General features: G+C 35.4%; 9 protein-coding genes. 5 read left to right on the forward strand and 4 right to left on the reverse strand.

Translation table 11 applies throughout. The features are described from left to right. The first annotated feature begins 20 nt into the window (after nt 1-20). From J5V48_RS07360 to J5V48_RS07370, 3 genes are all read left to right on the forward strand, one after another. A complete protein-coding gene (locus J5V48_RS07360; protein WP_219937927.1) occupies nt 21-2,243 on the forward strand; it encodes an ATP-dependent DNA helicase in 2,223 nt (740 codons plus the stop codon). A 13-nt stretch (nt 2,244-2,256) separates the two neighbouring features. Then, nucleotides 2,257-2,949, forward strand: coding sequence for a tRNA (adenosine(37)-N6)-threonylcarbamoyltransferase complex dimerization subunit type 1 TsaB (tsaB, locus tag J5V48_RS07365; RefSeq protein ID WP_219937928.1), 693 nt, complete (start codon nt 2,257-2,259; stop codon nt 2,947-2,949). Nucleotides 2,950-3,037: 88 nt separating this feature from the next. Continuing rightward, nucleotides 3,038-3,346: a hypothetical protein gene (locus J5V48_RS07370; RefSeq protein WP_219937929.1), complete on the forward strand. Its 309-nt coding sequence runs from the start codon at nt 3,038-3,040 to the stop codon at nt 3,344-3,346. Nucleotides 3,347-3,440: 94 nt separating this feature from the next. On the opposite strand, the gene J5V48_RS07375 is transcribed toward J5V48_RS07370, so the two are convergent. Together J5V48_RS07375 and J5V48_RS07380 are read right to left on the reverse strand one after the other, a co-directional pair. Next, nucleotides 3,441-4,409, reverse strand: coding sequence for a flagellin N-terminal helical domain-containing protein (locus J5V48_RS07375; RefSeq protein ID WP_219937930.1), 969 nt, complete (start codon nt 4,407-4,409; stop codon nt 3,441-3,443). A 236-nt stretch (nt 4,410-4,645) separates the two neighbouring features. Beyond that, on the reverse strand, nt 4,646-5,614 hold the full coding sequence (locus tag J5V48_RS07380; protein WP_219937931.1) for a flagellin N-terminal helical domain-containing protein: 969 nt from the start codon (nt 5,612-5,614) through the stop codon (nt 4,646-4,648). Between the two features lie 382 nt (nt 5,615-5,996). Between J5V48_RS07380 and prmB the strand changes: the two genes are divergently transcribed. After that, nucleotides 5,997-6,974 (forward strand): 50S ribosomal protein L3 N(5)-glutamine methyltransferase, encoded by a 978-nt coding sequence (prmB, locus tag J5V48_RS07385; protein WP_418896170.1) that lies wholly within the window; start codon nt 5,997-5,999, stop codon nt 6,972-6,974. Beyond that, a complete protein-coding gene (gene aroC, locus J5V48_RS07390; protein ID WP_219937934.1) occupies nt 6,961-8,055 on the forward strand; it encodes a chorismate synthase in 1,095 nt (364 codons plus the stop codon). The genes prmB and aroC overlap by 14 nt, the downstream gene beginning before the upstream one ends. A gap of 44 nt (nt 8,056-8,099) precedes the next feature. Here the strand turns inward: aroC and J5V48_RS07395 are convergent, their stop codons facing one another. Next, entirely contained in the window at nt 8,100-10,094 is a 1,995-nt protein-coding gene (locus J5V48_RS07395) for a two-partner secretion domain-containing protein (protein ID WP_219937935.1), read from the reverse strand. A gap of 15 nt (nt 10,095-10,109) precedes the next feature. Continuing rightward, a complete protein-coding gene (locus J5V48_RS07400) occupies nt 10,110-11,663 on the reverse strand; it encodes a POTRA domain-containing protein (protein ID WP_219937936.1) in 1,554 nt (517 codons plus the stop codon). Nucleotides 11,664-11,996: the final 333 nt, after the last annotated feature.

Below are 11,996 nucleotides of genomic sequence, written 5' to 3' on the forward strand. Positions count from 1 at the left end.
ATATAGGCTTTAAATAAAAAATGTCTGACTTTCCTGAAAACAGTGGCAATCTTACAGTTTTTCATGATGTTGAAGAATATCTAGGTCAAAATGGAAAGATTGCCAGAACTGACAACAATTTCGTTTTCAGAGAAGGTCAGCTTAAAATGGCATTGGAGTATCAGAAGACTTTAAAGGAAAACTCATCTTTAGTCTGCGAGGCAGGTACCGGTACCGGTAAGACCTTTGCCTATCTTTTGCCAGCTCTTTTATCATCAAAAACAATTCTTATTTCTACAGCATCAAAGGCACTTCAGGATCAGCTGATTCAAAAAGATCTGCCTGCTATCTGCAATATTCTAAAGATCCCGCACAATTACATGTCATTAAAGGGATTTTCAAATTATCTTTGCAAAGACAAATATTATGAACTGTCAAATAAATTTGCCTCAAGTAATGGATTAAAACTTGATGACTATATTGATGAGAGTGCAAAGAAAATCAAAAATACAGAACAAATTGAGAGAAATAAATCTGATATAGAACTTCTTGATGATGACTCTGATTTGAAAAAAGGTGTAATCACACCTGAAATAATGGCAAAACTTGAGCTATTGGTTGAAAAAACTGATCTTGCACTTCAAAGCGATAATGAAATTGATTTTTGTGAGGTAAACTCAAAGTTTGATTCTGTTGTAGTATCAAAAGTAACAATGCATCGAGAGTACTGCAAGAAAAGGAAATGCAAATACTATGATGAGTGTTTCTGTTATCTAGCAAGAAAAAAGGCTACATCATCAAAGGTTGTTGTTATCAACCATTCTTTGTTTTTCTCAACAATGGATATTGAAGATCCCTTTAACTTTCTGTGTCCACCTGTTATGTTGCCAAAATACAGAGCTGTAGTTTTTGATGAGGCTCATGATCTTCCATCTGTTGGACGAGAGCATCTGTCATTTAGTATTTCATTATATTTAAAAAAGTGTTTTCAGGAGGATGTAGCCTTCATCGTAAAAACTCTTGTCGATGTACCTGTAAAAGACATAATTGAAGCATACAATCAGATAATTACAAGTCTTGAGTCAATGCACTCATATCTTCTTTCAAGACAGCCATATGCTGACGGTCCTAAGGCTCATATCAACTTTTACAAATATGAAGACTATTTTCAAAGCGATGATCCATTTGAAGAGTACAAGGTAGTAAGTAATCAATTCAGACAGAGAATGGTTGATTTGTATTCATCATTTCTGTCAGCAAAAAAATTGTTTATAGCTGAAAAAGAGCTTAATGAAGACTTTTTTGAATCTAGAATCATTATGTTTTCAGAAGCGATTTCTACTATTGTAAATCTGATGACTCTTGATAAGAAGGATAATGAAAATGCAGGAAAGTATGTAGGCACAGTTGAGGTATCCAAAAAGTCATTCAAACTTCAGCTCACACCTCTTGAAATTAGTGATAAGTTTGGATCTTTTATAAAAAAATGTGAAAACAACAATGTAAGTACATTATTTACAAGTGCAACAATCTGCATTGATCATAAGTTTAATAAGTTTATACGTGATATAGGTGCAAATAGCAGCGTTAACTGTATTGAGGTTGAATCAAATTTTGATTACGAAAAGCAAACCGCTTTCTTTTGTTCAAAAGATTTTCCAAAAGCAGAAGATTCTTTGAGAATAAGCAAGATTATTTGCATGCTTGAAGATCTGATAAACAATGTAAATGGTGGTGTTTTCTTGCTAACCACATCTGTTAGCGCATTAAAAACAGCTTATGAATTATGCATTGAAAAATTCTCAAAAAAGAGAGCTGTTTTGTGTCAGTACAGAGGATTGTCTAACTCAAACATGCTTTTGGAATTTAAAAAAAGTGGTAATGCCATTTTAATTGGAACTGCTTCTTTTTGGGCTGGAGTTGACGTCCCTGGAAAAGCACTATCCCTTGTTATTATTGATAAGCTTCCCTTTACATCACCATCTGATCCCTTATTTAAAGCAAGATGTCAGAGTTATGATTTAAAATTTGGTAAAAACAAAAGCTTTGCTCATTTATGTGTACCTGAGGCAGTGATTGATTTAAGACAGGGTGCTGGCAGACTTATAAGACATGAGTCAGATGTCGGAGGCTTAGTAATTGCCGATCCTAGAATTTTAAGTCATTCATATGGAAAAATCTTTTTACACTCTCTTCCTAAAATGACTGTATGCAATACTACTGATGATGTATTACAATTCTTAAAACAAAGTACAAACAGTTGAGATATGAATTTATATGAAACTTTTAGCATTAGATACAGCAACTGAGAATATTTCTGTTGCAATTTACAAAGATGGTGAGGAATTTTTCAAGAGCAATCTTGCACCACAAAAACATGCAGAGCTTATTCTTCCAATGATTGATGATTTATTAAAAGAAGCTTTAGTTGATAAAAATGAGCTTGACGGAATAGTACTTTGTGTTGGTCCAGGATCATTTACTGGTGTTAGAGTTGCAACATCAACAGCTCAGGGCTTGGCTCTTGCCTTGGATCTTAAAATTGCACCTGTAACTTCACTTGAGGCACTTGCTCTTGAGGCTCTGTCAAAAAATGAGAATGCTCCATATGTTGTAAGTTCAATTGATGCAAGAATGAATGAGCTTTATCTTGCTGTTTATAAAAATGATAACGGCAATGTTAAGCTTATCGATTCAGAGGTTGTCCTTCCTTATTCAGAGTGTGCAAAAAAACTAATGGATTTAGGAATTGACCTTGATTCATGCGCACTTGCAGGTACCGGCATTGAATATCTTAAAAAAGAAGGTCTTTTTAATGGGGTAGAGCCATCTGTTTTATATCCTAATGCCAGATTTATTCTAAAGGAAGGCAAACAAAAATTTGAATCTGGCGACGCTTTAGATCCTTCACTTGCACTGCCTTTATATGTGCGAAACGAAGTTACATGGAAAAAAGTATCAGATCAGTAACTAAGTTTTTTCTAAGTTTGTGATTTGCATAAATTGAATAATCTTTAAAATTACCTATACTATACAGGTCAGTATTGGTAGGTAATTTATGGCTATAAACTCAATCGGATCTGGTTACCAGATTATTCAGAATCCTGTAAATCTGCAGCGACTTGAGCAGCAGAATCAGTTGCCTGCACCTAAGCAAAATGTTACAGAAAGCAAAGTAGCAGATGTTTCATCTTCTTATAAAGAGAAGAGTTCCAATGCCAGCAGTTCTGATTATGAGAGCATGAAAGGACAGTACGGCAGTCTTATGGATTCAAAGAATTCAAAAATTGCTGCATACAAAAGTGTTTTAAATCAGGATGCAAGAGAAAATATCAGCTCTAAACTTGGAATCAGCGTTTACGCCTGATTATCTTTTTTTTTTTCACTTCTTTTGGTTAATAAAAAATACTCCTAGATGGTGCTCTATTGAGCACCATACTGGGGAGATCAATTATTGTTTGCTAGCCACCTAGCAGATTCATTGCAATCTGAGGTCTCTGATTTGCCTGAGTCAAGACACTCTGAGCAGCCTGCTGGATAATCTGCTGAGCTGACAGATTTGAAGCTTCCTCAGAGTAATCAGTATCACGGATACGTGATCTTGCATCTGATACATTTTCAGCGACATTTTCCTGATTACGGATTGTTGATTCCATTCTGTTTTGCAATGCACCAAGCTCAGCTCTCTTAGAATCAACAATATTTATGATCTTGTCGATTGTCTGTATAGTATTCTGAGCTGCTGATGCAGAATGAACAGAAAAGGCATAATATGACACTGTTTGATTATTACCTACAACAACCTTTTCTTCATAAAGACCATTTGTGGTGTTATCTTGAGTTGCAGCACCACCCATTTCTAAACTACCACTACCAGTCTGCTTCTTATACTGAGCACAGATACCTGATATGGTAAAACCGTTTGACATAGTCACAGTCAGGGTATCAAATGCATAGGCACCAACCTGGAATGAAAGTTCACCTTTATTGTTGAATATACCTTTGCTTGCACCTGCAAGACATTGCTGACCACCAAAGGTTGTCTTACATGCAATACGTGTAATTTCCTGTGACAGTTGCAGTACTTCTTCATGGATAGCCTGACGGTCAATAGTAGTATTAGTTCCGTTAGCAGCCTGAAGAGCTAAAGTACGGATACGCTGAAGCATTGATGTGGTTTCATCAAGAGCACCTTCCATGGTCTGGCAAAGAGCAATACCGTCATTGGCATTTCTGTTACCCTGCTTAAGACCATTAATCTGAGATGTTAATCTGTCAGAAATCTGCAAGCCTGCAGCATCATCCTTAGCAGAATTAATTCTTAAACCTGAAGATAAACGCTTAAAGGTTGTATCTAAAGATTTAGTTGCGTTATTTAATCGTCTTTGTGCATTTATAGACGATGTATTTGTTTGTACATATAGAGCCATTTTCTTTTCTCCCCGAATTTGCTTATAGCATAATTTATACTTTAGATAGCTCTTGTACTGTTATATTGACAGTACACTAAAGTTGATTAATTCTATGAAAAAAGTGTGCCAACTTATAATTAAGTTAGATTATCTATATGAAAATTAAAGAAAATTATAATTGTTTAATGATTAAAAAAAACAAAGGTGGCAATTTTTTGCCACCTTTATCTGCCTGGAATTTGAGGAGATGTTTATTAGTTTCCAAGCAGATTCATTGCAATCTGAGGTCTCTGATTTGCCTGAGTCAAGACACTCTGAGCAGCCTGCTGGATAATCTGCTGAGCTGACAGATTTGAAGCTTCCTCAGAGTAATCAGTATCACGGATACGTGATCTTGCATCTGATACATTTTCAGCGACATTTTCCTGATTACGGATTGTTGATTCCATTCTGTTTTGCAATGCACCAAGCTCAGCTCTCTTAGAATCAACAATATTTATGATCTTGTCGATTGTCTGTATAGTATTCTGAGCTGCTGATGCAGAATGAACAGAAAAGGCATAATATGACACTGTTTGATTATTACCTACAACAACCTTTTCTTCATAAAGACCATTTGTGGTGTTATCTTGAGTTGCAGCACCACCCATATTTAAACTACCACTACCAGTCTGCTTCTTATACTGAGCACAGATACCTGATATGGTAAAACCGTTTGACATAGTCACAGTCAGGGTATCAAATGCATAGGCACCAACCTGGAATGAAAGTTCACCTTTATTGTTGAATATACCTTTGTTTGCACCAGCAAGACACTGCTGACCACCGAATGTGGTTTTACATGCAATACGGGTAATTTCCTGTGAAAGCTGTAAAACTTCCTCGTGGATAGCCTGACGGTCAATAGTTGTATTAGTTCCGTTAGCAGCCTGAAGAGCTAAAGTACGGATACGCTGAAGCATTGATGTGGTTTCATCAAGAGCACCTTCCATAGTCTGGCAAAGAGCAATACCGTCATTGGCATTTCTGTTACCCTGCTTAAGACCATTAATCTGAGATGTTAATCTGTCAGAAATCTGCAAGCCTGCAGCATCGTCTTTAGCTGAATTGATTCTTAAACCTGAAGATAAACGCTTAAAGGTTGTATCCAGAGATTTTGTTGCATTATTCAATCGTCTTTGTGCATTTATAGACGATGTATTTGTTTGTACATATAGAGCCATTTTCTTTTCTCCCCAAATAATGATTATTGTCTTCAGACTAGCTCCACTGTCGAAAAAATCGATATAATCTGAAGTTACTTATTGATATGAAAAAAGTATGCCAGATAATATTATTTATTATTTAACGCTTTGAAAAACAAATAAAAAATTGTATGTATTATTTTTTTAGCAAAGAAAAAGAAAATAGTGAGAATTATAAAAAGGCATTAATTTGCCGGTTTTCTGACAGAACAATTTAATATTTTTATTTCTTGTTGATTTTTAAGGTGCTAAGACGGTATCGGCTTATATTTGATGATATAATCAACATGTATTCATTTTTTTTTAGAAAGCTTATATGTCGAAATTATCATCTAATCAAGAGATACTTGATATTCATGCAATGCTTGATACACCTCCAAGTGTAGAGCAGATTCACAATGTTATTGAAAAAGAGTTAGAAACAGTTCAGGACGTCGTAAGATACCTTGTATCTGTTTTTGCAACCTATGATGTTTATGTCGGTCACGGCACTGATAACTACTGGGATGAAGCTCAGGAAATTGTTCATGCTGTTATGCATCTGACCCCTCCTGTAGATGAGCTTGTTCTAAATACTAAACTTACAGCCTATGAAAGAGAGATAATTTCAAAAATCGCAATTTTAAGAGCGATTGAGAAGATCCCGACTCCTTATCTGACTCATAGAGCATTCTTCTGTTCAAAACAATTCTATGTTGATGACAGAGTTATTATCCCAAGATCTCCTATTGGCGAGCTTATTGAAAACGGCTTCTCTCCATATATAAGCAAGTCACCAGAGCGTGTTCTTGATATGTGCACAGGCTCTGGATGTATTGCAATTGCTATTGCTCTGCAGTTTGACAGGGATATTGAAGTTGATGCTGTTGATATCAGTGATGATGCTCTTGATGTTGCAAACATTAATGTAGAAGCTTATGCCCTTGAAAATGAAGTTACACTAATCAAATCAGATTTGTTTGACAATCTTCTAAAAGGTGATAAGTATGATGTGATTGTTGCAAATCCTCCATACGTTGATGAATACGATTTGAGCACAATGCCTGATGAATATCACTGCGAGCCTGATTTGGCTTTAGGCTCAGGTGCTGATGGTCTTGACTGTGCTAAGAGAATTTTAGCTGATGCTCCTGAATTCCTTGAGGATGACGGAATTCTTATCATGGAAGTTGGTAACTCAGAAGAGCATTTAGTAGATTTATTCCCAACCGTCCCTTTCCATTTTGTTGATCTTAAAAAGGGCGGATGCGGTGTTTTCATTCTTTCAAAAGAGCAGCTTGTTGCATACCATGATATTTTCCAAAAAGCTGCAGATGAGGTATTAAATGGCAGCAAATAGTTTCGGTGAGGTTTTTACCATTACTACCTGTGGTGAAAGTCATGGTGCTGCACTGGCCTGTATTATTGATGGTGTACCTCCATTAGTTGAGCTGTCAGAAGAAAATATCCAGCCGGATCTTGATAGAAGAAGACCTGGCAGCACAAGATATGGTACCCCAAGAAATGAGGCTGATGCTGTAAAGATCATATCAGGTGTTTTTGAGGGAAAAACTACAGGTACACCTATTGGTCTTATTATTGAAAACACATCTCAGCGTTCAAAAGACTATTCAGATATCATGGATAAGTTCAGACCTGGTCATGCTGACTATACTTATCTTGCTAAATACGGTATTCGCGATTATCGTGGTGGTGGACGCTCTTCAGCCCGTGAAACTGCGATGCGTGTTGCAGCTGGTGCAGTTGCCAAAAAAGTATTAAATGATCTGTTCAATATAAGCATTGATGGATGTGTTAGTGCAATCGGTGATATTTCAACTGACGTATATTCAGCGAAAAATGCACTGGAAAACGAATTTAATTTTTCAGATCCAAATAAGATTGATGATCTTAAGGCCTTGTTTAAAGATCTTGCCACAAAGGGGGACAGCGTTGGTGCTGTTGTTGAGGTACGCGCTCATAATGTTCCTTGTGGACTTGGAAATCCTGTCTTTGACCGTTTGGATGCAAAAATTGCCTATGCCATGATGGGTATCAATGCAGTTAAGGGAGTAGAAATCGGAGACGGTTTTGCTCTGGCAGCAATGAGAGGCTCACAGGCTAGAGATGAGATAACAAAGGATGGTTTTCAATCAAATCATTCAGGTGGTATTCTAGGTGGCATTTCTTCAGGTCAGGAGATAAAGGTAAAAATTGCTTTAAAACCAACTTCAAGTATTCTTGTTCCTGGTAGAAGCATCAACCGTTTTGGTGAAGAATGCGAGGTCGTTACAAAGGGCAGACATGATCCTTGTGTAGGCATCAGAGCAGTTCCTATTGCAGAGGCTATGCTTGCATGCTGTCTTTTAGATGCACTTTTACTGCATAAGGCTCAATGTTTTAATGTAAATGAGCAGAGCTTTGTTCTTCCTTCTGAGTAAATAATTTAAAATACGGCAGTCAACTGCCGTATTTGCTATCTTAATTATCCTTTTACCTCATCTTCTTTTGCTTTTAAGGCAAGCATTGTCTTACCATCACTGTTACTGTTCAGATCTAAAGATGCAAGAAAAGTATCATTCATGATCATATTTTCAGTAATGCCTTTTCTTATAGCTTTAACCTGACCCTCCTTGCTGATATTCTTGTACTCTTGTTTCTCAAGTCTGTCTTCTATAGCTAATAATGAATTATTATATTCATTACTGCTATTATTTGATAAAAGTGACTGATTATGATTATTTCCTGTTTGATTATTAGAGCTATCAGATGGTTTTATAACACCTGCATTGTTATTTTGGTCTTCCTTTCTGGTAATAATTACAGAATGCAAAATATTGTCTTTTGCCTGATTGTCCTTAACAAAATAGAATTGGGTTCCGTTAACCTTGCTGCTCAATGTATGTGAATAGGTACCTGGATTCAAGATATTATCTGTATACTGCTTTTGTACATCAATATAGTCGTCCTGTCTAAAATATTTGTTATCAGTCAGATCAGAATAATCATATTGTGTTTTCTTTGTATCATCATATTCAAAGATATAATCGCTATCTACAAAATAAGGTGTATAGAAATTCTTATTCTGGTATTCTCCGTTATAAACAATGTAGTTTTCATCCTTTAAATGTGCATTCTCTTCATACTTCACACCTTTTAGATTTTTGGCAAAAGCTTTTAATGATGAATTATCAAAATTGTCTTTTACTACAATAGCTCCTTTTATAGATGAATTATCGTCCAGTCTGCCTGCTATTGCACCAAGGTTAATATCAGAGTTGCTCTGGTATTTTGACTGTGTTTGCACATCAAAACCGCCAGCTAGATTTTCAAGCTTATTGTTTACTCCATTATTCTCAACAATACCTGCAATTGCTCCTATATTTGCCTTAAAATCACCTTTTGCATTAATATCAATACTCAGTCTGTCTGTTTCAACATTCATAAGATCGGAGCCTAAAACAGATCCTGCCAGTGCGCCTATATTGCCTCTGTCAAGATCGGTTGTAATACTGATCTTTGGATTTGATATTTTAAGATTACTAATCCTAGCTTTATCAAGTGAGCTGAAAAGACCAGTATTTTCAGTGCTAATACCATCCTTTGTGATCTGATAGGTGACAGTATTGTAACAACCGTCTATAGTGCCTTTAAATGCATTGTTTTTGCCTATAGAGTCGTTAAGTGTACCGATATCAATATCATTAGTTAAAAAGTATTCACCAACTAAATTATCTGAAATTGAAATAAAGTCAGATCTTGTTGAAACTGCAGTTTTGCCAAGCTGTGAAACGACACCTGATTCTTCTGAAAACTTATAGTCTTCATTAAGATCGATATTCTTGCTACCACCAATATCAATTCTTTTTACAGATGAAGCTAAAATAATATTATTACTATCTTTGTTTGTAAGAGGCTTGTGATTACCATCATCAGATATTCCTTTAATATTCTCAATATTACCAATGATTATCTGACTACCATCCATTGTAAGATTGTTAGTTGTTATATTTCCAACAGCTCTGATTTTGCCCATGCCTTTATAGCTAAGAGTAATATCATTACCATTCAAGAATCTGTTTACATTTTCTTCAGTTAACTTTGCCGTTGACAGATAAACCTTACCAGCTGCGATATTAGAGCCTTTTGATAGAGTTATTCCATTTGGATTGAATAAATAGAATTCACCTCCAGATGAGCACAGAATATTGCCGCTAATCACTGATGCCTTAGGGCCTCTCACGAAATTCAGATATCTATTAGCATCAAATATCACGTTATTTGAATCTCCTACTGAGAAATCTGACCATGAAATTACATTATTCTTAGTACTCGATGTTATGAACATCTGATTACCAATTGTATTTGTAGATGCATTTCCATGTATGTTTAGTGCACCTGATGGTAATACTGACTGAGCGTTTGCCTTTGTAATTAGAATCGCAATCAATAGATTTGCAAATACTTTTAAAAATTTCATATGATTTTTTCCTTACTAATAGTTATATCCAAACTGAACAAGTGTGCTAATGCTGTCGCGTGCTTTTGACTGATGTTTTCCTACAGCCTTGCTAAGTGATATTTCTGAGAAGAATCCTTTATATTCAAGATTTGCTTTAATACCAACACCAAAGAAACTTTCTTTTTTACTGTGCTGATTCTTAAGATGAGACTGCATCAGTTCTAATGATATTTTTGAATTGAAAAGATCGTTATTGTGTCTGCTTATTCCTGTTGAGACAAAAAGACCTAAATCACCTGCAGCAAGATTTGACTGATATGCATAAACAGCCTGATCACCACCTGCATTGAAAAGATCAATAGGATCAACTTCCTTATTTGATAACTGAATGTTAGCTCTTAAATTTAATGAGTATATATCAGATAAAAAGTAGTCAAAAGTATTATTGCTGTTTAAAAGGAAATAAGGATTTTCAGAATAGATAGAGTAGTCATCCTTATTATCTGTCTTGCTAAGTGCAATTCTACTGTCGGTTTTAAAAAGTGCAGATCTGTTAATATTGTGATAATCATGAGTGAAACCTACGTAGCTTCCTACGTTGCGTCTTTTCATTTCAATATCAAAACTTTTAAATTTGTCTTTGATATTTCTAAAATAGGCACCACCTTTTATCATTGTCATGTTGAATGGATCGCTATAGGCAATATTCTGTAAATAAAGCTCAATTCCTGACATATCGCCTTTGACATCGGTCAGAGCATAATTTTTTTTGATTGAATATGCTCCATAGTTTATGTTCGCACCAACATATACGAAACTGTCAGAAAGAAGATAAGCATAGTCAGCAACAGTATTGAACTGACCTTTATCAGTTGCATTTAGGCCAATAAAACCTCTGTCAGCATTATTTGTCAGATTATTTGAGCCTATAAGAGCAGTCAGTCTTTGTTTACCGGTAGAATTTGTACCATGGTTGTCATAGTAGACAGATGCATTAATTCGCTTCTTTTTCTTTGCTACAAGATCCATCATATAAAATGATTCATCTGCTTTTAAAAAGTAGGCTTTTTCAAGATCATCTGATGTTACTGGAGTGAGTACAACATCCACATCAAAAGCACCAAGAGCTTTAACCTTATTGAGATGGTCACTAATCGAGCTGTCATTTACAGATGATGCAGGATTTGCTCTGGCTTTTGCAAGCAGAGAGTAAACTCTCTTATATGGAATGTTTGTATCATTTGCGATTCTGCTTTTTAAGACCTTAAGTTTGTCAATAACAATTGTTACATTACCATCTGATGCATTCTGATAAGGATATAAAGCAAGTGCGCCTATAAAACCATAAGTTGCATACAGATTATTAAGGTTACTTACAATATTATTGAGAAGAGAAACAGTAATGCCTTGACCAATATACTGATTGACAACACTGTTAATCACTTTTCTGTCAGTCTTAGCGTCGTATTCATATGGTGCCTCAATAGTGACTGATTTTAAGGTCATAGCTTGAGACACAGAAAAGCAAAAAGGAATAAGAATAAAAAGATAACAGAATAATTTTCTAAAAATAGCTTTTGCTTTCATTTTTTTCTCCTAAAAAGGTGATTAAAAATTTTGAGCGTATGCTATCAGACAAGAAAAAAAATCCTGTTCGCAAATGGCGTTTTGTGCCACTTTTGAAAATTAGTCTTTGATTTATAATAAAAATAAAAATTTTAAAAAGGCTTGATTTTCTTAAAAAGAACAGAGATCAGGATAAGTAAATGCAGTTTAAATGCATTCTATAAATGGATTTGAAGAGAGTAGAAATAAAAAAAGACAGAAAAATCTGTCTTATCGGAGTGGTGCCCGGGGTCGGAGTCGAACCGACACGGAAGTATAAGTTCCGAGGGATTTTAAGTCCCTTGTGTCTACCAA

The sequence above is a fragment of the Succinivibrio faecicola genome, from assembly GCF_019448115.1.
In the GTDB taxonomy this organism is placed as follows: Bacteria; Pseudomonadota; Gammaproteobacteria; order Enterobacterales; family Succinivibrionaceae; genus Succinivibrio; species Succinivibrio faecicola.

What these genes read in the sequence shown, in the direction of transcription:
- J5V48_RS07360 (WP_219937927.1), top strand. Translation starts at nt 21, where the DNA reads ATGTCTGACTTTCCTGAAAACAGTGGCAATCTTACAGTTTTTCATGAT.
- tsaB (WP_219937928.1), top strand. Translation starts at nt 2,257, where the DNA reads ATGAAACTTTTAGCATTAGATACAGCAACTGAGAATATTTCTGTTGCA.
- J5V48_RS07370 (WP_219937929.1), top strand. Translation starts at nt 3,038, where the DNA reads ATGGCTATAAACTCAATCGGATCTGGTTACCAGATTATTCAGAATCCT.
- J5V48_RS07375 (WP_219937930.1), bottom strand. Translation starts at nt 4,409, where the DNA reads ATGGCTCTATATGTACAAACAAATACATCGTCTATAAATGCACAAAGA.
- J5V48_RS07380 (WP_219937931.1), bottom strand. Translation starts at nt 5,614, where the DNA reads ATGGCTCTATATGTACAAACAAATACATCGTCTATAAATGCACAAAGA.
- prmB (WP_418896170.1), top strand. Translation starts at nt 5,997, where the DNA reads ATGCTTGATACACCTCCAAGTGTAGAGCAGATTCACAATGTTATTGAA.
- aroC (WP_219937934.1), top strand. Translation starts at nt 6,961, where the DNA reads ATGGCAGCAAATAGTTTCGGTGAGGTTTTTACCATTACTACCTGTGGT.
- J5V48_RS07395 (WP_219937935.1), bottom strand. Translation starts at nt 10,094, where the DNA reads ATGAAATTTTTAAAAGTATTTGCAAATCTATTGATTGCGATTCTAATT.
- J5V48_RS07400 (WP_219937936.1), bottom strand. Translation starts at nt 11,663, where the DNA reads ATGAAAGCAAAAGCTATTTTTAGAAAATTATTCTGTTATCTTTTTATT.